At 41.8% G+C, this 20,577-nt stretch carries 22 protein-coding genes and 1 tRNA gene; 15 read left to right on the top strand and 8 right to left on the bottom strand.

Going from position 1 to position 20,577, the window contains the following annotated elements; translation table 11 throughout:
- Window positions 1-286: 286 nt before the first annotated feature.
- A complete protein-coding gene (locus tag MusilaSJ_RS15385; RefSeq protein ID WP_274985828.1) occupies window positions 287-2,149 on the top strand; it encodes a 7TM diverse intracellular signaling domain-containing protein in 1,863 nt (620 codons plus the stop codon).
- Between the two features lie 91 nt (window positions 2,150-2,240).
- Here the strand turns inward: MusilaSJ_RS15385 and MusilaSJ_RS15380 are convergent, their stop codons facing one another.
- Window positions 2,241-3,251: a LacI family DNA-binding transcriptional regulator gene (locus tag MusilaSJ_RS15380; RefSeq protein WP_274985827.1), complete on the bottom strand. Its 1,011-nt coding sequence runs from the start codon at window positions 3,249-3,251 to the stop codon at window positions 2,241-2,243.
- A gap of 207 nt (window positions 3,252-3,458) precedes the next feature.
- Here MusilaSJ_RS15380 and MusilaSJ_RS15375 point away from each other — a divergent pair, with 207 nt between their 5' ends.
- Both MusilaSJ_RS15375 and MusilaSJ_RS15370 read left to right on the top strand, forming a co-directional pair.
- Entirely contained in the window at window positions 3,459-3,824 is a 366-nt protein-coding gene (locus MusilaSJ_RS15375) for a response regulator (protein WP_274985826.1), read from the top strand.
- A 96-nt stretch (window positions 3,825-3,920) separates the two neighbouring features.
- Entirely contained in the window at window positions 3,921-4,175 is a 255-nt protein-coding gene (locus tag MusilaSJ_RS15370; protein WP_223266306.1) for a hypothetical protein, read from the top strand.
- A gap of 5 nt (window positions 4,176-4,180) precedes the next feature.
- On the opposite strand, the gene MusilaSJ_RS15365 is transcribed toward MusilaSJ_RS15370, so the two are convergent.
- From MusilaSJ_RS15365 to MusilaSJ_RS15355, 3 genes are all read right to left on the bottom strand, one after another.
- Window positions 4,181-4,465: a hypothetical protein gene (locus tag MusilaSJ_RS15365; protein WP_274985825.1), complete on the bottom strand. Its 285-nt coding sequence runs from the start codon at window positions 4,463-4,465 to the stop codon at window positions 4,181-4,183.
- Between the two features lie 88 nt (window positions 4,466-4,553).
- The gene (locus MusilaSJ_RS15360) at window positions 4,554-5,288 is read right to left on the bottom strand and encodes a heavy metal translocating P-type ATPase (RefSeq protein ID WP_274985824.1); all 735 of its coding nucleotides are present in this window, start codon (window positions 5,286-5,288) and stop codon (window positions 4,554-4,556) included.
- Window positions 5,289-5,622: 334 nt separating this feature from the next.
- On the bottom strand, window positions 5,623-6,183 hold the full coding sequence (locus MusilaSJ_RS15355; protein WP_274985823.1) for a helix-turn-helix domain-containing protein: 561 nt from the start codon (window positions 6,181-6,183) through the stop codon (window positions 5,623-5,625).
- A 194-nt stretch (window positions 6,184-6,377) separates the two neighbouring features.
- Between MusilaSJ_RS15355 and MusilaSJ_RS15350 the strand changes: the two genes are divergently transcribed.
- Complete coding sequence (locus MusilaSJ_RS15350; RefSeq protein WP_274985822.1) at window positions 6,378-7,340, top strand: heme-binding domain-containing protein; 963 nt, start codon at window positions 6,378-6,380, stop codon at window positions 7,338-7,340.
- A 4-nt stretch (window positions 7,341-7,344) separates the two neighbouring features.
- A complete protein-coding gene (locus MusilaSJ_RS15345; RefSeq protein WP_274985821.1) occupies window positions 7,345-7,821 on the top strand; it encodes a hypothetical protein in 477 nt (158 codons plus the stop codon).
- A 112-nt stretch (window positions 7,822-7,933) separates the two neighbouring features.
- Here MusilaSJ_RS15345 and MusilaSJ_RS15340 read toward each other — a convergent pair whose 3' ends face one another.
- Entirely contained in the window at window positions 7,934-9,427 is a 1,494-nt protein-coding gene (locus MusilaSJ_RS15340; RefSeq protein WP_274985820.1) for a TonB-dependent receptor, read from the bottom strand.
- A 274-nt stretch (window positions 9,428-9,701) separates the two neighbouring features.
- On the opposite strand from MusilaSJ_RS15340, the gene MusilaSJ_RS15335 reads away from it, so the two are divergent.
- The 5 genes from MusilaSJ_RS15335 (at window position 9,702) to MusilaSJ_RS15315 (ending at window position 12,220) form a co-directional block, all read left to right on the top strand.
- Complete coding sequence (locus MusilaSJ_RS15335) at window positions 9,702-10,022, top strand: ArsR/SmtB family transcription factor (protein WP_090532792.1); 321 nt, start codon at window positions 9,702-9,704, stop codon at window positions 10,020-10,022.
- A gap of 1 nt (window position 10,023) precedes the next feature.
- Complete coding sequence (locus MusilaSJ_RS15330; RefSeq protein ID WP_274985819.1) at window positions 10,024-10,503, top strand: SRPBCC family protein; 480 nt, start codon at window positions 10,024-10,026, stop codon at window positions 10,501-10,503.
- Entirely contained in the window at window positions 10,500-10,892 is a 393-nt protein-coding gene (locus tag MusilaSJ_RS15325) for a DoxX family protein (protein ID WP_274985818.1), read from the top strand. The genes MusilaSJ_RS15330 and MusilaSJ_RS15325 overlap by 4 nt, the downstream gene beginning before the upstream one ends.
- Before the next feature lie 5 nt (window positions 10,893-10,897).
- A complete protein-coding gene (locus tag MusilaSJ_RS15320; protein ID WP_274985817.1) occupies window positions 10,898-11,479 on the top strand; it encodes a YdeI/OmpD-associated family protein in 582 nt (193 codons plus the stop codon).
- Window positions 11,480-11,668: 189 nt separating this feature from the next.
- Complete coding sequence (locus tag MusilaSJ_RS15315) at window positions 11,669-12,220, top strand: DUF4256 domain-containing protein (protein ID WP_274985816.1); 552 nt, start codon at window positions 11,669-11,671, stop codon at window positions 12,218-12,220.
- Window positions 12,221-12,428: 208 nt separating this feature from the next.
- Here MusilaSJ_RS15315 and MusilaSJ_RS15310 read toward each other — a convergent pair.
- The 3 genes from MusilaSJ_RS15310 to MusilaSJ_RS15300 all read right to left on the bottom strand — a co-directional run bounded on the left by MusilaSJ_RS15310 (window position 12,429) and on the right by MusilaSJ_RS15300 (window position 14,493).
- A tRNA-Pro gene (locus MusilaSJ_RS15310) sits at window positions 12,429-12,502 on the bottom strand.
- Between the two features lie 223 nt (window positions 12,503-12,725).
- Window positions 12,726-13,349 (bottom strand): hypothetical protein, encoded by a 624-nt coding sequence (locus MusilaSJ_RS15305; protein ID WP_274985815.1) that lies wholly within the window; start codon window positions 13,347-13,349, stop codon window positions 12,726-12,728.
- Window positions 13,350-13,779: 430 nt separating this feature from the next.
- Window positions 13,780-14,493, bottom strand: coding sequence for a hypothetical protein (locus MusilaSJ_RS15300; protein ID WP_274985814.1), 714 nt, complete (start codon window positions 14,491-14,493; stop codon window positions 13,780-13,782).
- Window positions 14,494-14,981: 488 nt separating this feature from the next.
- Here MusilaSJ_RS15300 and MusilaSJ_RS15295 point away from each other — a divergent pair, with 488 nt between their 5' ends.
- The 5 genes from MusilaSJ_RS15295 (at window position 14,982) to MusilaSJ_RS15275 (ending at window position 20,361) form a co-directional block, all read left to right on the top strand.
- A complete protein-coding gene (locus MusilaSJ_RS15295; RefSeq protein WP_274985813.1) occupies window positions 14,982-15,422 on the top strand; it encodes a hypothetical protein in 441 nt (146 codons plus the stop codon).
- Window positions 15,423-15,625: 203 nt separating this feature from the next.
- Window positions 15,626-18,955: a DUF4175 family protein gene (locus MusilaSJ_RS15290; protein ID WP_274985812.1), complete on the top strand. Its 3,330-nt coding sequence runs from the start codon at window positions 15,626-15,628 to the stop codon at window positions 18,953-18,955.
- Between the two features lies 1 nt (window position 18,956).
- Complete coding sequence (locus tag MusilaSJ_RS15285) at window positions 18,957-19,379, top strand: ATP-binding protein (protein WP_274985811.1); 423 nt, start codon at window positions 18,957-18,959, stop codon at window positions 19,377-19,379.
- A complete protein-coding gene (ybeY, locus tag MusilaSJ_RS15280) occupies window positions 19,379-19,804 on the top strand; it encodes an rRNA maturation RNase YbeY (RefSeq protein WP_274985810.1) in 426 nt (141 codons plus the stop codon). The genes MusilaSJ_RS15285 and ybeY overlap by 1 nt, the downstream gene beginning before the upstream one ends.
- A 41-nt stretch (window positions 19,805-19,845) precedes the next feature.
- Window positions 19,846-20,361 carry a glutathione peroxidase gene (locus MusilaSJ_RS15275; RefSeq protein WP_091174940.1) on the top strand — a complete coding sequence of 172 codons (516 nt, stop codon included), beginning with the start codon at window positions 19,846-19,848 and terminating at the stop codon, window positions 20,359-20,361.
- The last annotated feature ends 216 nt before the right edge of the window (window positions 20,362-20,577 follow it).

The following is a 20,577-nucleotide window of genomic DNA, read 5'->3' as shown; positions in this document are numbered from 1 at the left end:
TGGAAAAGCCGCTTCGGGAGCTTTAGTAAACGGGCCTGTGACTATTTATGGATGGTAATGCCCGGATATTAACAACAAATAGCTAAAAATTAACATTTTAAATAACTGTATAATGTACTTTTAATAGGAATAGAAAAATAAAAATATTATAATTGTATCCGGCCTGACGCTAACCAAACAACCATTTCTTTCGCGCCTGTAGTGAAACCACCATTACAGGTGCGGAATACATCCATTTCCCAAGCCTATGTTTAAACTTTTACTGAGATTTTTTATCGGTATTATAATGTTTTGCTTATGCTTTTCAACAGGCATAGCTCAAACCACGGTTCAAATAAATGACAAAGTTAACCAGCATATTTTTGAATATAAACAGATAGTATATTTTGAGGATACAACCGGAAAACTCAGCCTCGATGATATTCGCGACGCTTACTTAGCAGGCAAATTCGCAGTTAACTATGAACCAACCCCCGTTACCCATCACAACAATTCGGCTTATTGGTACCGCATAAAAATTGGCAAGGCCAATGCCACCAGCAACAACTGGATCCTGGAGTTTTTTGATCAAACTATCGACAGTATTACCGTTTATTCGCCCGTTAAAAATGCTTACCGGGCAACCTCGCTTGGCAGCAGTCGTCCTTTTGCCGCGCGCTTTTACAAACACAAAAACTTTAGCTTTAATATCAACAGCAACCAGGGCCCAGATGACGTTTATTATATCCGTATCCGTTCGGGGCATTCGGTTAATGTGATCATGGTATTGCGTACGGTAAGCCGCTTTATTGGTTACGCGCTCGACGAATATTTTTTCTTTGGTGTTTTTTACGGTATGATCCTGGTTTTTGGCTTGTACAATTTCATGATGTTCATAGCCATGCGCCAGGTGCAATACCTGTATTACATCATTTATAATCTCAGCATCGGCCTTTATGAAATGTGTGCCGATGGCATAGCTTACCAGTACATCTGGCCAAACTATCCCGGCTGGAACAATTACGCGTATGGTATCGCCCTGTTCTCGGCCAGTATTTTTGCCATCCTTTTTGCTCAAAGCCTGCTCAATTTAAAAGTTAATGCCCCGCGTTTAAATAAAGTGATCAAGTGGGTGATCATTTTCAGGTGCATTTATTTCCTGGCCTGCATTACTATTAATATGGCCTGGTTTAACTACAAGATCATCGAGTTTTTGCCGCTGTGCATTTCTTTTTATGCGGGCTGTTATGTGTTGATAAAAGGATACAAACCGGCGCGGTTCTTTGTTATCGGGTATACGTTTTTACTTACCGGCTTTGTTATTAAAAGCTGTATAGCACTAAATATCTGGTGGCTGCCTGTTACCGAGTTTGATTACTACAGTCTTAGTATTTGTTTTATTATGGAGATGCTGTTCATCTCTTTTGCTATAGGGGATAAAGTGCGGATCCTTAAAAAGGAAAAGGATGTTGCCCAGCAGGATATTATAGCCCAGATGAAACAAAACGAAGAGCTGAAAGATACCCTGAACCGCAGCCTTGAAGCCCAGGTGCAGGAGCGCACCCGAGAGCTGGTTGAAAAGTCATCAATGATAGCGGAACAAAACGAGGAGCTTAAATCAGTTAATGAGCTGCTGCAACAACAGGCCGAAGAGATCTCGCGTATGAATGTGCTCCTTGAAAAAGACAACATTATCCTGCATAATGATATTGAAAAAGTAACCCACGATAGGGTAATGCTCACCGAAGTTGACTTTGAAGAGTTTAGCCGTATTTATCCCGACAGGGAAACCTGTTTTAAATTCCTGTCCGACCTGAAATGGGAGCACGGTTATGCCTGCCGCAAATGCAGCAATACACATTATGGCAGCGGGCACCTGCCTTACAGTCGCCGGTGTTCAAAATGTGGTTATGAAGAGTCGGTGATAGCTTACACCATACTGCAAAATACCCGGATCCCCATCAATAAAGCTTTTTATATGATTTTCCTGATGTATTCAACCAAGGGTAAGATCTCGTCACATAAACTTTCCGAAATTCTTTCTATCCGCCAAAGCACCTGCTGGGCTTACAGCTCGCGCATAAAAAAGGTAATGGAGCAGCGTAAAAAAGAGATAAAAAACGCGGGAAATAAAGGGTGGAGTAAATTAGTGATCGACATGAATGCATAGCAATGATGACCTATGAATCCAATCGAATCTTCTTTCCATTAGCCATTAACTATGATCTATGAACCATGATCTATGAACTATGAACCATGATCTATGAACCCGACGACGACTTCCTGATAAACAGCTTTGATTTCAATACATGTTGCTTTTTAGGAGCGGAGCCGTTGTTTTCCAGCACATCGAACAGTAAAGTTGCTGCCTTTACGCCCATTTCGTAAGCGGGTTGCGTTATGGTTGAAAGAGGAGGAGAAAGGAGCGGGGCTACCCTGAGGCTTGAAAAGCTAATCACTTTCAGATCGTTAGGTATCGAAATGCCAAGGTCATTACAAACGTAGTAGGTGGCAAAGGCCAAACGTTCAACCGAACTGAAAATACCATCAGGCTTGATTATCTGTAAGGCCTTTTTCAAAATCTTATAATTTTCCTTTTCATCGTTGCTGCAATCAATAACAAGGGTATCATCAAACACGATCTTGTGCTTAGCCAGCGCATCCATATAACCCTGCATCCGCACTTTACCTATCGAAATACTTTTGTTAACCACCAGGTAAGCAACCTTTTTGCACCCGGTTTTAATAAGGTGTTCGGTTGCGGCAAAGCTGGCGTCATAGTCGTTAGTAGTTACTTTGGCGGCCTCAATATCCTCATAAACGCGGTCGAAAAAAACGACAGGCACATGCTTTTTTTCCAGCTGGCGCAGATAGTTGTGGTCGCTTGCCTCGCCGGATACCGACATGATAATGCCATCGGCTTTACCATTGTTAAGGTAATTTACAAACGATACTTCCTTTTCAAAAACGTCGTCGGTGCGGTAAAGTAAAATGTAGAACCCTTTTTTACGGGCAACCTCTTCAATGCCATTGATAGCCTGCGAAAAAAAGTCGTTAGCTATTTCGGGAACAATAACAGCCAGGGTTTTGGTCTTTTTATCGCGGAGGTTACTGGCATAATGGTTGGGCAAATAGTTATGTTGTTTGGCGTAGGCTAAAATCCGCTCTTTGGTATCTTTATTAATATCAGTGTTTCCATTAAAGGCCCTCGAGATGGTTGATGTGGAGATATTGAGTTCCTTTGCCAGTTTTTTGATATTGATATTGTCCATTTTCGCTCGCTAAATCTATTCCTATAGGCCAAATGTAATAAAACAGATCAATTGTGTTTAAACATTAAGGCTATAATTGTCAAAATATCATTACAAAAGAGGGCTCGATCAGGAATGGCCCCCGGACTGGACGGCAAGTAGTTAACTGTAAGTTAATCAGTGGCATGCGGTTTGCATAATATTGATATAGAAAGCAGGGCTGGGTGTATGGCAAAACGAATTTTGATAATTGATGATAACGAGCTGATGATAGAGGTGATGACCTACATCTTGCTCGGCAAAGGTTACGAAGTAGCCTCGTCAACCCATGTCCATGAAATTTTCAGGACTATAAAAGCATGCCACCCCGACCTGGTGATCCTGGATATTGTTAATAAAAGCATGGACGGCCGTGAGCTATGCCGGCTCATTAAATTGAACCGGGCCACTAAAAATCTTCGTGTAATTGTTTGTTCAGAAAACGAAGAAACCGAAGCACAGGAACCGCAAAAAGGGGCGCCGGATGATGTTTTGCACAAGCCTTTTGGCATGAACAGCCTGATCCATAAGGTTCAGTTACAGCTGGCGGCCTGATTAAATGTGCAAAATAATGATCTGTAAATTAACCTGTTAATGTAGAAATTTGTTATTGCCCGCCGCCTGTTGTTGCTTTTGTAACATGGGATACGTATGTTTACCGTAGAGAAGATAAAGATGGGATTGCCACTAAGAATAACTTTTAACGATACCGACCACGTGTATCAAATTAATACCTCGCCAATTACCCCAACCACCAGCGAACTTGAGATCCTGTTAAATGGTGAGAAAATAATCCTTCAAAAAGACGCCCGCCGTGTATGGGTACAAAAAGGCGAAGGCCCGGTAATTGACCCCGAATTTGCGCAAGCTTTGGGACGCTCGGTTGCTTTGCGGTTTAGGATGTAAGCGGGTTAATGGACGGCTGTCGCTGTTAATATCAAGAAATTTTCTCCCTTTAATTTTTTGAGTAAGGATAATATTGGGGTTTGGTTTTCTATTTCCAGGGTCAAACCAATAAAAAATTGGCCGGAACTTTGGTCGCCAATTTCTACGCTTTTTATTTTGACGACCTCGTCATTTAAGCAAACGAAATCACCGGCTGCAATTGTTCGCCGAATAATCTGTCCGGCGATAACTAATCCGCGACCAGTAATATTAAACCAATCTTGTAGAAGGAATTGTGCAGTGTTTTGCATTAGATTAAAGTACGAAAAAAATGTCATTTCAACGAACAGGAAGAGGAAACCCTCTTCCGCTCTCTTGAAATGACATTTGCTGGCTGCCTTACATCATTCCCAACATCACTAAACCCATTACAATCATCAGTCCATCTTCAATAATGGTTACTGTGCTCATGGGCAAATTAAACACCGCGCCAAGGCATGCACAACGGATCTGTCTTTTGCTGAAAACACTTTGCAGCACACCAATCAGGCTTATGCTCATCACCGCAACCATAACAGCGTTAACCGTTACCGGCGCAATATTAAGTGCAAAGGCAAGGCCTAAACCCAGTTCAACAAAAACATACACGTAGCCCCATCCGCCCCAGCGTTTGGCCACCACATCATACATGGCATAGCTATCGGCAAAGCCCGCGATATCCAACAGTTTAAAAAAGGAGAATACCAGGAAAAAGCCGCTCATGAAAACGCGCATGACCGTAGTGATGTTAAATCCGCCTGTATGGCTTCCGGCAATTATTGCTGCTGCTAAAATATAACCAAAAATGAGCAGGATCGGCTTGTAGGTTTGCAGCCAGGTGCGGTTTTCAGCAGCATCTGTCGTACTCAAGTGGTGATGATTTACCTCTGCTTCGCTAAGCTGGTATTTAGGATAAGCGGCGAGTGCCTGTTTAAGGTCGGCAGTCGGCAGGTGCTTTTTCATCGTGATGTCGGCAGTACCTTCGGCTAAAGAGATCTCAACTTTTTCGATGTTGGGAACTTGCTGTAACAGGCCCTGCACTTTAGCCAGGCAACCGGTGCAGGTCATGCCCGTGATATTATATGTATGTGTCATGATAATTTGTATTTGCTGATACAAAATTACCATGAGCCGGCAGGGAAGGTATTACGGTATTATGGTTATGATTTATAAGATTTACAGGTTAGCGCGAGTGCTACCCATGACAACGTAAAAAAATGGGTGTCATACTGAGCCCGTCGAAGTATGGCGGGCAGGCCTCTGCGCACGAGTCTTCGACAGGCTCAGACTGACAGGTGCTCTTTGTCATCTAACCTTCAGAGGCTCCGGATTTAAATCACTCAGCAAAGCAGGCCACAATTTGATCGGATTACACGAACCATTGCGGAATAAATTCGTGTAATTCGTTTCAATTCGAAAAATTCGTGCTTTATATGTCTTCCAGGTTTGTGCGTTTACTACCCTGAAGGGCTTTAAAGGCAGATGGTGTCATCCCGGTTATCTGTTTAAACTGGCTGGATAGGTAGGCAACGCTGCTATAGCTTAATTGAAACGCGATTTCGGAAAGACTAAGTTCATTATAAACCAGGAGTTCCTTCACTTTTTCAATACGCTGGGCTATGTAGTATTTTTCGATGGTTGTGCCTTCAACAGCCGAAAACAGGTTGCTCAGGTACCCATAATCATAATTAAGTTTTGAAGTAAGCAGCGCCGAAAGCTTTAAGGGCGATTGTGTTTCGGCGTAGTGCACATGCTCAATGATGAGGGTTTTGATCTGTTCAATAATACGGCTCTTTTGATCGTCGATGAGTTCAAACCCAAGGGTGTTTAACGATGTTTCCAATCGTTTAAGTTGAATTGGGGTGAGGGCTTCTTTAATCTCTACCTCACCAAGCTCAACAGAAACAGGCTGCAGCCCGGCTTTTTCCAGCTCGGTTTTCACCATTATTTTGCAGCGGCTGCAAACCATGTTTTTTATGTACAGCTTCATGGCTGCAAAACTACTATTTTACCAAATATTAAAAACGTCCTTGTTTATATCAAAGGGGATGAGCGCAAAAGCAACGCTATTTGTAGTCTCAACTTCCTTTTTTCCTTATTTAACGATTATTTGCACCCGCCCAACTAATTGTTACATTTATTATAAAGGATTGTAGTTTTCTTTGCATTGCAAACCGAATGGCTATGAAAACCAACAGAAAACCCTTGTATCAACGAAAAGCGTTCCTTATCATCCTGATTTTATTTGCAGGCTTTTTGTGCATCCAGTTTGTGCGCCCGGATGTTCCTAATCCGCCGGTAACGGGCGACCTGGAAGCCCCGGCAGATGTTAAGGCTATTATTCAACGTGCCTGTTATGATTGCCATTCAAACAACACCAATTTACGCTGGTACGATAAAATAGTTCCCATTTACTGGGGGGTGGCATCCCATATCAAACAGGGCAGGGCCGACCTTAATTTTTCCGAATGGAATAAGCTCGCGCCGGCCGATCAGAAAGGCAAACTCTGGGAGTCGGTAAATCAGATAATAGCCGGAGCAATGCCTTTGCCGGGTTATACCGCTGTTCATACCGGCGCAAAAGTATCCGCAGCCGATCTTGCTGTTTTGAAGAATTATCTTGCTTCAATGGTGCACAGCAAGCCTGCCGATACGACGGTTATCAATGCCGCCGACAGGCAATATCAGCATTGGCAAAAAAACAAAACAGCAGTAAGCAAATTGCCGACAGCGGCCAACGGCATCTCTTACATCCCCGATTATAAAAACTGGCAGCCCATCAGTACTACCGAGCGTTTTGATAATAACACCCTGCGCGTAATCTTCGGTAATGTTATTGCCGTTAAAGCGATCAAAGAAAACAAGATCCACCCATGGCCAAACGGCGCCATATTTGCCAAAGTGGCCTGGGCACAACTACAGGACAAGGACGGGACCACCCATACCGGCGAGTTTAAACAAGTGGAGTACATGATAAAAGACGATAAAAAATATGCATCTACCTATGGTTGGGGCTGGGCGAGGTTTAAGACCCCGAAGATGGTGCCGTACGGCGGTTCAAATGTCATGTTTACCACAGAATGTATGAATTGCCACAAGCCGATGGCTGCCGAGGATTTTGTATTTACCCAACCAATTAAACACTAAACCCATGAAAGCATTATATAGTTTATTTGCTGTATGCAGCTTAATGTTTGCGGCCTGCTCCGATAACAAACCGGTTGAATTATACAACACCAAAGCCGCGCTGCCATCATCTCCGAAATATAACCTGGATGGGCTCAAGGTAATTACCTCATTTGTTAATAAGACCAAAGGTACAGCCTCAACACTTTACGGGAATGACCTGGCTTTGAAATCGGCAATTGACGGAAACAAAACAGTTGGCGCTAATGAAGTATTTACATTAGTAACCTGGAAGCAACAGGATGACGATCATTGGTTTGGCGCGAAGATCCCTTCGGATGTTGAATCGGTTGAAGTGATTAAAACCGCTTCGTCGGGAAATAGTGTTGTGGTAAATTATGAGCAATTAAACGGTAAAGACCTTTCTTCAAAAGCCGATACAATTGGACAGGGCGAAAGAATCAGGTACATACTTGAACAAAGACCTTCTGTTTTGCCGTAGTAATTCAGAATACATGAGTAAAGTGAAAAAAGGGGCTGTGAAATAATTCACCAGCCCTTTTTATATAGAGCAAGCTCCCGGCTCTTGGCTTTTCGCCTTCTGCTTTTAGCTTTTAAGCTATATCAATTTCAGTCCGATCACCATCTTGTGGAGGGGCTTCAAGTGTTTTTACCGGTTCCAAACCGGAGGCATATCCAAACAGGCGACGCTCTTTGATTATCGTAGCCACCTCGGGTGGCACAAACTCTTCCCAGCCATCGGCGCCCAGTTTTATCAGCTCAAGCACATTGTCGGTTTCAACGTTAAGGTTATTTTCGTTATAATGCCTGATGTCTTCTATCTTATTGTTGGCTATCAGGTAGCGGTACAGATCAATCAGGTGTGGCGGAAGGTAAAAACGCAGGCAATTCCAGATCACGCCATCGCGCAGGGTAGGGTATATAAACAATTTTACCTTACGGCTAAACAAGGTAGCGAACGACTCCAAAATGCCACCCGGCAAATCTTTATAATGTTCTTCCGAGAAAATGTACTCCAGGTTAGGGAAACCAAGCACCACGCCCATTTTAAGTTTGGTGATCTTTGAAAGATAAGCCACCAATTTATAATACTCGTGAAAATTAGAGATCATCACCGTTTGGCCCAGCGAGCCGAGGATATCTACACGGTCGAGAAAGTCCTTCTCGTCTATATCGGCATTGATATCGGCGTTACGTTCTTTAAGGGCCTGGAGGGTAAGCTCGGTAACGACAACAACATTTTCCTTATCAACATCCGATTCCTGCAAAAACTGCTTAACACCGGTGTTCAACATATCCATATGCACGTTGATAACCGGACGGAAACGGCCGCGCACCATTACGATGTGCTTTTTGTATAAAACTTCGGATGGTTGCAGGTTTTTACCGTCGGGCCCAAATAGCGCCGCATCCGAAAAGCCGTATTTTACCAGATGAAGGCTCATGAGCCGGTTATCAACTTTGGTAAAGTTTGGTCCTTCAAAGCGGATCATGTCTATCTGGATCCTGTCGCGCGAGAGATTATCCATCAGCGAAAGCAGGAATACCGGTGGAATCTCATTATAATAAAAGCAGGCATACATCAGGTTTACACCCAATATCCCCACAGCCTGCTGTTGCAGGTTATTATCGTTATCCAGCAGCTTAACGTGGATCACCACATCATTGTACTGCCCGTTCGGCTCCAGTTGAAAGCGTACGCCCATCCAACCGTGGCCTTCATTTGTTTTGTTGTAATTGAGGGCCGATATGGTATCCGCGAAAGCAAAAAAAGTTGAAGTGTCACCACGCTGCGTACCAAGGCGCTCAATGATCAGGCCATATTCATGACCAAGCATGGCCATCAGGCGCGGTTCGCTTACATAACGGCGGGTTTGCTGTACCCCATAAATGGCATCTGAAAAAAGCATGTCATAGGCCGACATGGTTTTGGCTATGGTACCGGATGATGCCCCGGCTTTAAAAAAGTTTGCTGCTACGTCCTGTCCGGCACCTATTTCGGCAAATGAGCCATAAATTTCGGGGTTAAGATTAATGGCCAGCGCTTTTTGTTTGGTCCCAATATCTTTATTGTGAATGGCATTCATACCCATTAAATTATTATAGTTTACTGTTACCAGTAGTATAACCTTGCTAAGAAGGTCTAAAATTACACTTTTTTAAGCGAAGGCGTGTTAAGAATGTATTACAAAATAAGCAATCGGCCCGTTTTATTACGTTCAGAAAATAAATTAATGTTTTTTTGACAGATATTCCGGCTTGATGTTCAGCGCCATCCGAAAAAGATTTCCGTAAAAAAATAAACAAAAAACTTGCGTAGTTAAATGGCTACATTTATATTTGTAGTCAAATAGCTACACGATGAATTTAAGACGAGATGTATTTCAAGCCATAGCCGACCCAACCCGAAGGGCCATCCTTTTACTGGTTGCCACACAAGCAATGACCGCTGGTGTAATTGCGTCAAACTTTGATACCGCCAGGCCCACCGTTTCCAAACACCTTCAAATACTTACCGAGTGCGAGCTGCTTAAACAGGAGCAAAACGGCAGGGAGATCTATTATCATATCAATGCAGAAAAAATGAAAGATGTGGCCGACTTCATTGAACCGTTCCGCGCGATGTGGGAAGACAGGTTCAACAAATTAGAAACTATTATGAAAAATTATAAAGGCAAATAACATGGAACAAAAAACAAAAATAGATGCTGAAAACGGCAAACAGGATTTAACCATTACAAGAGTATTTGACTTACCGGTGGAACTGCTTTTTAAAGCCTATATGGAGCCCGAAATTGTTGAGCAATGGATGGGAACAAAAGTGCTGAAGCTTGAAAATAAAAAGCACGGCAGTTGGCAATTTGAAACAAAAGATCCGCATGGTAACGTTGTTTTCAAAGCCAATGGAACAATTCATGAGTTTATCCCCGGGCAAAAAATCACCCGTACGTTTGAAATGGACAACGCGCCGTTTGATGTGCAACTCGAGTTCCTGGAGTTTGAAAAACTTACCGGCGATACCAGCAAACTCAATATGCATGTGGTTTACCGAACGCCCGAATTGAGGGACCAGATGCTTAAGCTGCCTTTTGCCTATGGCATAAACATGGCACACAACAGGTTACAGGATGTATTAAGTAAAATGATTAATACAGCATCATGAAACGGAATAAAATTATTTATTGGATAGCCACCATATGGCTTGCTTTAGGAATGATATCAACAGGAATGGTGCAGCTATTAAAAGCGAAGGCCGGGGCAGGAGGGGCGGACAGCGTGGCCCATTTGGGCTATCCGGACTATTTTTTGACGATATTGGGTGTTTGGAAAGTTTTGGGCGTTATAGCGGTGCTTGCCCCTAAATTTCCGGTAGTAAAGGAATGGGCTTACGCAGGCTTTTTCTTCGCCATGTCGGGCGCAATAATTTCGCATATAGCCTCGGGTAATGCGGTGACTGAAATATTTCCGGCATTGCTGTTGCTGGTACTGACAATCATATCATGGTATTTCAGACCTGCCGAAAGAAGAGTAACTTCGGATAACCAATTATAAGCAACATGAACCCCAAAGTTGATTTTTATTTTAATAAAGCCGGGAAGTGGCAGGAAGAAGTAGAGCAATTGAGATCGGTTGTTCTTGATTGCGGATTGACCGAAGAATTAAAATGGGGCTGTCCCTGTTATACCTTTCGGGAAAGCAACATCGTTTTGATCCATGTATTTAAAGAATATTGCGCGCTTTTATTTTTCAAGGGAGCTTTATTAAGTGATACCCATAACATCCTTATTCAGCAAACCAAAAACGTACAAGCTGCGCGGCAAATCAGGTTTACCAATGCCGGGGAAATAGCCGGACAAAGAAGTATCCTGAAAGCCTATATTTATGAAGCCATTGAGGTGGAAAAGGCAGGACTAAAAGTAAATTTAAAGCAGACGGAAGATTTTGCCGTCGCTCAGGAGTTTCAACAAAAATTAAATACCATACCCGCCCTTAAAACCGCATTTGAAGCATTAACACCCGGACGGCAAAAAGCATATCTCCTTCATTTTTCCCAACCCAAACAAGCCTCGACCCGCGAGGCAAGAGTTGAAAAATGGATGCCGCAAATCCTTAATGGTAAAGGATTGAATGATTTGTAGTACAGCCCGTTTTGAAGAATAAAAAGCGGAGGCCTGTGCGATTCCCCTCTTTAGAGGGGTGTAGGGGGGGGGCTTTGAAAAGGCAATCGCATAAACACACCCCAGCCACCGCGCTGTCCTACGCGCCCCCTCTCAAAAGGGGAATTGAAGAATTACCTGAAAACCAATAAACCATAACCTGCAATAAATATGAAGCTATCACCAGAACAACAGAAAGAACTTATCGGCATACTAAAAACCCGTTTTGAGAAAAACATGAACCGCCACACGGGTATAGAATGGGCTCGGGTACAAGGCAAACTGGAAGCCAATACCGAAAAGCTAAAATCACTTAATGAAATGGAATTAACCGGCGGAGAACCCGATGTTGTTGCTTACGATAAAAATACGGACGAATATATTTTTTTCGACTGTGCTGCAGAAAGCCCCAAAGGCCGCAGAAGTGTTTGCTACGATCATGAAGCGCTGGAAGCCAGAAAAGAACACAAGCCCGGAAACAGCGCTGTTGAAATGGCGAAGGATATGGGCATTGAACTTTTAGATGAAGACCAATACCGCGAATTGCAAAAGCTTGGAAAGTTTGATACCAAAACCTCAAGCTGGATCAAAACACCGGCCGATATCAGGAAGCTCGGCGGCGCCATTTTTGCCGATTACCGTTATGGTACCATATTTATTTACCACAACGGGGCGGAGTCATACTATGCTGCAAGAGGATTTAGAGGGGCCTTGAGGGTTTGAGTTCCCTGTTTTCAGGTCTGTTTAAGTAACCTTTTGCGATATTCGCTGTTAGGTATGTGGCAATTAAATTCATAATATATGGCAGCATAGAGCACAACAATGAGCGGAGAGAAAAGCCTCTGTATTCCTCATGTTTTAAAACACAAAAAGAGCATATCCAATCGGTAAAATCACCTCTCAAATATGCTCTTTAATCTTTGTTTTCATGTCGGGATGGCGGGATTCGAACCCACGACCTCCAGCACCCCATGCTGGCGCGATACCGGGCTACGCTACATCCCGAAATAAATGTATGGCCGGGCTGCAAATATAATTGTTGTTAGTATATTTCAAAATGCAAATGCTTTCTTTAAGCGTTATAAGCTGTTTTTATCTCTTGTTAGTATTTTTTGACCTGTTTGTGTCTACTAAATGATGTGTGGTTGATAAATAATTGTTAACACTCTTAATGGTTTAATAAGCATAGCTTTCTCTGACAATTCCTTATCCAACTTTTATCTTTTCTTTATTCGATGTCTTCGAACGGTAGGCTTTCGAGATTTTTAATTTGTATAGAGGGAGCTTTATATGGCTCTCTGGGCATTGAAAGCAGTTGCTTTTCTTCACCTACAGCAAAGCCAAGTTTATATCCAATGTTATCTTCAGTAGTCATCAAAACATTGTCATATTCATTGTCGTCATCTGCGAGAAAGAGCATGACCTTTTTGTTTTTGCTTTTGTCTGTTATCCAGTCGTCAGTTTCTTTCGTTGTAACCCATGCTGTCACCTTTGATTGCCATTTGATATCAATAGGATATTTAAGAAAATTAATCGCAAAACAGAAGGTAATGAAGTCTGTATCATAAGGAAATGTTATAGCAAAAGAATTTGAAGACAAAGTGGCAACTCTTGGCAATGCTATGAACCTGTCTTTATTGTAGATATTGCAAAACGACGTTAATGCACGTTTAACGTCTTCCTGATGCACATTGCTAACAATAATTAGTTTATCATTCTCTTTTGCAATGGTAGGCTTCTTATCATTTGATGGACGCGTGGCGTTTTTTGCAAGCTGACCTGTTGTATTGATACAAGCCTTTAAAATAAATGCTATGACCACTATTATTACAGAAATTAATATAATTTTCATTTGAGAGTCAATGGATTTCTAAGTTATAAATTTAGTTCGGATCCATCTGATAAATAGAAATCAGCTTTTGTAGGAAATCCTACATGTTTAAGATTGGTGCAATTTGATTAATAAGTAAAATTAGGGTGTGAATTTCTAATACTTCACCCTTGTTTTTTCTTTCGCCATCGGGCCATCCCCTCCAAATAAACTGACACGATCTTGTCAGTGTTCAATTTTTAAAAACCAGGTGTTCAACGTTTAAAAATGAAAATTCATAACCAATTGATTATCAAAGGCGGTTTGTTCAAGTCGGCTTTTAAAGCATTTTAGCGAAAACGCAAGTATCTGACAATCAGCGATATTTTTTTATGGAAAGATGGCGAGTGTTCACACTTTTAAAAATTGAACACTTGCAGATCCGCCTGGAAACGGAACCTGTAAAGCACAATCACCTCTTCATTAGTGGCTTGGTATGGGTAATTGAAAATTTCCCGGATAGTTTTACCGGTGCTCCATACTCGTTATAATAAACCCTGCCTGCTGCCTTTATTTCTTTTGGCCGGCTGCCGTTTAATGGATGAACAAGGCAGGTTATTGAAAAATCGACGCCGGTTTTAAATGAGTTTTCAACCGCATCCATAAGCACCGAACGTTGCCGGGGATCAATAATATCGATAGCCTCATTTAAAATTGGCTTTGTGCTTTCGGGAAACCCGAAGATCTTTAGCCCATATTCGGAAAGCGTAATCTCTTTGCTGCTGAAATCCAGCGACCAATCCCAAAGGGTATGATCGTAGGGCATTGTTAATTCAACACTATCCAATATTTCCGATAACTGGCCATTAAGTCTTTCCGATTTCATGTACGAAAGCTCCAGTTCTTCGCCAAGTGCCGAAAGCTCGTTTCTTAGTGTCGCTATTTCATTATTTAAAGCGGCGTATGTTTTGAGCCCGGTGCTATCTGCCAACGGCAGCGCAGACTCATCTTTTTCGTCAGGTAAGTCCCCAACTGGCTGCAGCTTATAACTTTTCTTTCGACGGGTTAAAAAAATGTTAATATATAAAAGGCAAAATATAGTGGCATAAAATAAAATATTTTGCCAAAAGCTACCTACACTAAAGTAGTCCAATATGGATTTATCGAGTTGGATCGGAATGGTCATGATAGGGCCGTGGCTAAATTAATGCAAGGTAATAATTAACTATACGCTCAACAATCCGTGAAAACACCCTTTTTTATGTTAATTTATATTGCGGCAATTAACCCGGGGTTAATTTAATGTGGAAATTTAAAATAAATAATCGTACTTGTTATTTGTGGTCCAAATCCTGCGTTTTTCCGCTGAAAATCGAAATTTTTGCTGCGCTATTTTAGGAGAGAAATTTCTGCTGTTGCAGATATAATTTTTGGATGAAAAAGCAGTTTTATATTTTACTGTACCCCCTTTTAAATTAATGGCGTGGCCCTTAAATCAGCGTTGTTTTAACATCGGCGGGTATGGCAGCGCACCATCTGTATGTAAAAAAGCATTTACCGGGTTATCATGGTTATAATTGCTGTGCTAAATGATAATTGTGTACCGTTTATGAACCGGGGTATCCTTGTTATTTTATTGACTGCTATGTATCTTGTTAGCGCGCTTGCTAAATTATGAACAGGTCATTTATATATAGCTTAAAAGTTTGGTTGCTGATGGTGATCATAGCGCCATTGCTGCACCTTGTGCTGTCATGGTTTATTATCGAGAACCCGGAAATTAGTCTTATTGAAGAGATCCAAAAAGATTACATCATTTTTGCAGACATGGTTTTGCTGATTACTATTCCCTTTGCCTTTATATTTTGGGTTGCCGTATACTCTTTATCAAAAAAGAGAGCTCCGTTTTATATAAAACAGGCTTTAACTATAGCTATACTGATAATTACTATGCTCCCGTTTTTTGAATTGCTTTTTGAGAAAAAAGTTTCCGCGGTGTCTTCAATAGCAGTAATTATATTTCCATATTCAATGACCGGGATAGCCGGCATCTGGCTGCATAAGCTCGAATCCGCAGAGGTTGAGGAAGAAGAAACAGTTGAAGAACAGGAATAGGATTGCTCCAGGCTTTTCCCATCATCATTCTTTAAAACCATGTATTTCCCAATAAAGCGGGGGAATCAATTTTTATTGTCATAAACAATTAACATTTTATTATTATTGCTTTAATTTTTAACTTAAACCAACACGTATTATATATAATACATGGCTTTTGCGTTTAATAAAGCGTGTGTATTTAACGTTTTTCCACCTGTAGTATGGCCTCGACAGAAAATTATGAACTTTTGCTTGGCAAAATCAATACTTTCATCCGGAAGTATTATTTCAATAATTTTTTGCGTGGATTGATATTTTTAGGAGCAGGCCTATTCACGGCTTACGTGGTTATCACATTGAGCGAGTATTTCGGCAATTTTAACATCTTGTTGCGTACTATCCTTTTTTACTTTTTTATCTTGCTCAATACAGTGCTTGTTTGCTGGCTGGTTTTACCATCATTATTGGCCTGGCTTAAATTAGGTAAAACGTTAACGCATGATGAAGCAGCCGAAATTATTGGCAGGCATTTTAACGATGTTCATGATAAGCTACTCAATACCCTGCAGCTTAAAAGGCTGGCGTCAGAGGATGAAAACCACCGCGCGCTTATCGAGGCCAGTATCAACCAAAAGATAGAAGCGCTTAAACCGGTAAGCTTTCCTTCGGCTATCAATCTGAAAGAAAACACTAAATATTTAAAATGGGCACTTGGTCCGCTCGGGGTAATTATCATCATTGCATTGGCGGCGCCATCGGTACTGACCGAAAGTACTAAAAGATTGATCAGGCATAACGAATATTTTGTTCCTGCTGCTCCGTTCAGGTTTATTGTATTGAACAAAACACTTTCAGTTGTGCAGGGGAGTGATTTAAAGCTCGACCTTAAATTAGAAGGCGATAAATTGCCTGCCGATGTTTATGTTGAAACCGGGGAAAATACCTTTAAGCTTGATAAGGAGAGCCTTAGCCGCTTCCATTATCAGTTCAGCAACCTGCAGCAAAACACCCGGTTTAAATTTTCGGGAAATGGGTTTAGCTCGGCAGTTTATGAAATTAAAGTGAATCAAAAACCGGCCTTGCTTCATTTTGATGTTGACCTGAATTACCCGGCCTATCTCCGTAAAAAAAATGAAAAACTGCTTAACGCCGGTGATTTGACTATTCCTGCCGGCACAACAGTAAATTGGCAATTGCATACCCAAAATGCCAGTGCCTTGATGTTTGACATAAATGGGCAAAGCCACCCTGCTGTACAACATGGACCAAACCTGTTTGAACACCGGGAGCGGATATTGAAAACTTCGGTTTACAAACTTTTACCGGTTAATACACAGGTAAGTTATAGTGACTCGGCCACATATCGCATCAGTATTGTTGCCGATGAAGCGCCATCCATTACTGTTGATGAAAAGCCAGATTCGGTAAGCATGAAAGCGTTTTATTTTAATGGCAAGATCCAGGACGATCATGGCTTTTCGGCGCTAACGTTTCATTACAGTATTGAGGCTTCAGGCAATAATAAAGCAAAGGAGTTTACCAAAAAGATTAATGCTGATCTGTCCCAAACACAAGCCGGGTTCTTTTACTACTGGAACCTGAAGGACATGGGTATTAGTCCCGGCGATCATGTAAGCTACTTTTTTGAGGTCGCCGATAACGACGACGTGACCGGGCATAAAACAGCCCGTACAGCAAAGCATACACTAAATATCCCCGATAGCAAGGAGATTAACCAGCAGTTAAATGCCGGCTCGAAAGCCATAAAAGAAAAAATGGCTTCGGCTATTAAGCTGGCCGGGCAGGTTGAACGTGACGCGCAAAAGTTAAATCAAAACCTGCTGAACAAAAACACGCTCTCGTTTGATGAGAAAAAACAGGTGGAAGACCTGATGCAAAAACGGAAAGACCTGGAAGATTTAGTAAAAGATATCCAGGCCGATAATAAAAAGAATTTATACAACCGGCAGGAAAACCAGCAGCAAACCGAAGAGATCAGGGCTAAGCAAAAACAGATAGAAGACCTGTTTAATAACGTACTTGATCAAAAAACAAAAGAGTTGCTTCAAAACCTGCAGCAAATGTTAAATGAACAACAGAAAGATGCTACCCGTGATGAGTTATCCAAAATGCAGATGGATAATAAATCCTTAAAAAAGGAGCTGGACCGGGTGCTGGAACTTTACAAAAAGCTGGAGTTTGAGCAAAAGCTCAATCAAAATCTCGATCAGCTGAATAAGCTGGCCGATGAGCAGCAAAAACTATCTGATCAAACCAAACAGCCCGGTGCCGATCAGAAGAATCTGCAGCAACAGCAGGATAAACTGAAGCGGGATTTTCAGGATGTGAAGAAAGGCTTTGACGAACTGCAGAAGGCCAACGAGCAATCCGAACGTAAATCCGACTATCAAAACCCCGAAAAAGAAACCAAAGATATTGAGCAGCAGATGGATCAAAGTGCCGGCGACCTGCAAAAAAAAGATAATTCAAAGGCGTCAAAATCGCAGCAGCAGGCAGCAAAGCAAATGAAGGAGCTTGCCGCAAAAATGCAAAAGGATAGCGACGAAGGCGAATCAAAAGAGAATGCTGTTGATGCACAGCAGCTTAGGGAATTGTTAAAGAGTTTGGTTAATAGTTCGTTTAATCAGGAAAAACTGATGCAAACGCTTAAAAACACCAATCCTACAGATCCATCATATGTTACTTTATCGCAAAACCAAAAAGATATCAAAGACAACCTGAAAACAGCCGAAGATAGCTTGTACGCCATCAGCAGAAGGGTGCCGCAGATTCAATCGACAGTAAATAAGGAGATTGCAAGCATTAACGACCATATTGACCAGGCCCTTGAGTTTTTGGGCGACAGGCGTACATTGGAGGCAAATCGTAACCAGCAATACGCCATGACATCCATGAATAACCTGGCCCTGATGCTGAGCGAAGCCCTTGAGCAAATGCAAAAAATGATGAATAAAGGCGGTAAGGGAGGCAAGGGCAAACAACAGTCGATATCGCAGCTGGCAAAGATGCAGCAGCAGCTCAATCAAAATATGCAAAAGGCCAGGGAGCAGATGCAACAACAAGGCAACCAGAGTAAGGGCCAGCAAGGAAATAGCGGTAATATGAGTGAGCAGTTTGCTAAAATGGCACGTCAGCAGCAGATGATACGGCAGGCTTTGCAACAAATTGACAGGGACGAAAATAAAGACGGGACAGGCGGATTAGGCAATTTGGATAAAATTTCGAAAGAAATGGAACAAACCGAACGTGATCTCGTAAACAGGAAGATTACAGATGATGCGCTAAAAAGGCAGCAGCAAATACAAACCCGGTTATTGGAGGCCGAAAAGGCCGAGCAGCAACGAGATCAGGATCAGCAACGAGAGAGCAATGCGGGTAAAGATTTGCCGCCGGGATATATAAAAGCGCTGCAGGGGTACCAGCAACAAAAAGCAAAGCAAACGGAGCAGATCAGAACGGTATCTCCGGCACTTAATTTGTATTATAAACAAAAAATAAAATCTTACTTTGATCAACTTAATGCCAAATAATATGGAAGAGGCAAATGTTCAAACCAGTGAGCTATATACGTTGCAGCTACCGTCAAAAACGGAGAGCATAACGTTGCTTGAGCAGCTGATAGAAGAAATTGCTGATAAATATCATGTTGAGGAAGATACTTTTGCCAACATGATGACTTGTCTTAACGAAGCGGTTATTAACGCCATTATGCATGGGAACAGGCTGGACGAGACTAAAAAGGTGATTGTTAATGCCGAGGTTGAATCCAAGCGTGTTATCTGGACTGTTACCGATGAAGGCCCTGGCTTTGACTATAATAACCTTGCCGACCCCACGGCTCCCGAAAATCTCGAGAACCTGACCGGGCGCGGTGTGTTTATCATTAAGCACCTTGCCGATCAATGTATTTTTAACGCCTCGGGCAATGAAATTGAACTTCATTTTAAGATCTGATGCCCGCGATTAATTTTTTTGAAGAAGACACAACCTTTAAGCCAAAACAAAAAGCGCAGTTAAGACAGTGGATCAGGGATACAGTAATCACCGAAGGTTTTAAATTAAAAGAACTTAATTATATTTTTTGCTCAGATGCCTACCTGTTGCAAATAAACCAGCAATACCTTGATCATGATACTTTTACTGATATAGTAACTTTTGATAATTCGGAAGTTGAGGGGGATATTATTGGCGATATCTTTATTTCGATAGACCGCATCCGTGAAAACGGAGCCAAATTTAAAACCGGTGAAACAGATGAGCTTCATCGGGTGATCATTCATGGCGCGCTGCACCTTTTAGGTTATACTGATAAAAGTGTTGTTACAAAACAAAAAATGACACAAAAAGAAGATGAGTACTTAGCTAAAAGAAATTTTTAGCTTTACTTTTATATAAGATTATAAAAATCAACTGTAAAACCATGAAAACACTGGCACTCATCATCGCCTTATTATTTGCCACCGCACCTTCTTCAGTATATGATTTTAAGCTGAAAACTATTGATGGCAAAGATTTTAGCCTGGCTAAATACAAAGGTAAAAAAGTATTGATCGTAAATACGGCTTCAAAATGCGGCTTCACCAAACAATACGCCGACCTGGAAAAATTATCTGAGCAATACAAAGGTAAACTGGTTGTAGTAGGTTTCCCGGCCAATAACTTTGGCGGCCAGGAGCCGGGCACTAACCAGGACATTAAAACCTTTTGCAAAGAAAACTTTAACGTAAAGTTTCCCATGAGCGGCAAGGTTAGTGTTTTAGGTTTGGATATTGATCCCTTATTCCAATATTTAACAACTGCTCCAAACCCGGATTTTACCGGCGATATCAAATGGAATTTTGAAAAATTCCTGATAGACGAAAATGGTAAGCTGATCCACCGTTTCAGGTCGCAAACCACGCCGCTGTCTGAGGATATCACAAAGTATTTAAACTAAGACATTGCCTTTTAAGGCACAGGCAACCGGCGGTAGTGCCGGTTGCACAAAATAGTTTTGAACAAAGTAAGAAGGGGCAAATGACCAATTGGTTGTTTGCCCCTTTTTGTGTGCCAGGCACGTGTGTCATCTATAGGGTGCAAGTCCCGAAGACGCATTACAGTGGGAAGTCTTAGCTTAAGGCAAGGAGAAAGTGTGTGAACACAAATCTGAAGG

It is taken from the genome of Mucilaginibacter sp. SJ, assembly GCF_028993635.1.
GTDB lineage: Bacteria > Bacteroidota > Bacteroidia > Sphingobacteriales > Sphingobacteriaceae > Mucilaginibacter.
This window is presented reverse-complemented; position numbering and strand designations above follow the sequence as displayed.

Bases quoted from the DNA above. Each gene is read 5' to 3' on its own strand.
- MusilaSJ_RS15385 (WP_274985828.1), top strand. From the start codon at position 287: ATGTTTTGCTTATGCTTTTCAACAGGCATAGCTCAAACCACGGTTCAA.
- MusilaSJ_RS15380 (WP_274985827.1), bottom strand. From the start codon at position 3,251: ATGGACAATATCAATATCAAAAAACTGGCAAAGGAACTCAATATCTCC.
- MusilaSJ_RS15375 (WP_274985826.1), top strand. From the start codon at position 3,459: ATGGCAAAACGAATTTTGATAATTGATGATAACGAGCTGATGATAGAG.
- MusilaSJ_RS15370 (WP_223266306.1), top strand. From the start codon at position 3,921: ATGTTTACCGTAGAGAAGATAAAGATGGGATTGCCACTAAGAATAACT.
- MusilaSJ_RS15365 (WP_274985825.1), bottom strand. From the start codon at position 4,465: ATGCAAAACACTGCACAATTCCTTCTACAAGATTGGTTTAATATTACT.
- MusilaSJ_RS15360 (WP_274985824.1), bottom strand. From the start codon at position 5,288: ATGACACATACATATAATATCACGGGCATGACCTGCACCGGTTGCCTG.
- MusilaSJ_RS15355 (WP_274985823.1), bottom strand. From the start codon at position 6,183: ATGAAGCTGTACATAAAAAACATGGTTTGCAGCCGCTGCAAAATAATG.
- MusilaSJ_RS15350 (WP_274985822.1), top strand. From the start codon at position 6,378: ATGAAAACCAACAGAAAACCCTTGTATCAACGAAAAGCGTTCCTTATC.
- MusilaSJ_RS15345 (WP_274985821.1), top strand. From the start codon at position 7,345: ATGAAAGCATTATATAGTTTATTTGCTGTATGCAGCTTAATGTTTGCG.
- MusilaSJ_RS15340 (WP_274985820.1), bottom strand. From the start codon at position 9,427: ATGAATGCCATTCACAATAAAGATATTGGGACCAAACAAAAAGCGCTG.
- MusilaSJ_RS15335 (WP_090532792.1), top strand. From the start codon at position 9,702: ATGAATTTAAGACGAGATGTATTTCAAGCCATAGCCGACCCAACCCGA.
- MusilaSJ_RS15330 (WP_274985819.1), top strand. From the start codon at position 10,024: ATGGAACAAAAAACAAAAATAGATGCTGAAAACGGCAAACAGGATTTA.
- MusilaSJ_RS15325 (WP_274985818.1), top strand. From the start codon at position 10,500: ATGAAACGGAATAAAATTATTTATTGGATAGCCACCATATGGCTTGCT.
- MusilaSJ_RS15320 (WP_274985817.1), top strand. From the start codon at position 10,898: ATGAACCCCAAAGTTGATTTTTATTTTAATAAAGCCGGGAAGTGGCAG.
- MusilaSJ_RS15315 (WP_274985816.1), top strand. From the start codon at position 11,669: ATGAAGCTATCACCAGAACAACAGAAAGAACTTATCGGCATACTAAAA.
- MusilaSJ_RS15305 (WP_274985815.1), bottom strand. From the start codon at position 13,349: ATGAAAATTATATTAATTTCTGTAATAATAGTGGTCATAGCATTTATT.
- MusilaSJ_RS15300 (WP_274985814.1), bottom strand. From the start codon at position 14,493: ATGACCATTCCGATCCAACTCGATAAATCCATATTGGACTACTTTAGT.
- MusilaSJ_RS15295 (WP_274985813.1), top strand. From the start codon at position 14,982: ATGAACAGGTCATTTATATATAGCTTAAAAGTTTGGTTGCTGATGGTG.
- MusilaSJ_RS15290 (WP_274985812.1), top strand. From the start codon at position 15,626: ATGGCCTCGACAGAAAATTATGAACTTTTGCTTGGCAAAATCAATACT.
- MusilaSJ_RS15285 (WP_274985811.1), top strand. From the start codon at position 18,957: ATGGAAGAGGCAAATGTTCAAACCAGTGAGCTATATACGTTGCAGCTA.
- ybeY (WP_274985810.1), top strand. From the start codon at position 19,379: ATGCCCGCGATTAATTTTTTTGAAGAAGACACAACCTTTAAGCCAAAA.
- MusilaSJ_RS15275 (WP_091174940.1), top strand. From the start codon at position 19,846: ATGAAAACACTGGCACTCATCATCGCCTTATTATTTGCCACCGCACCT.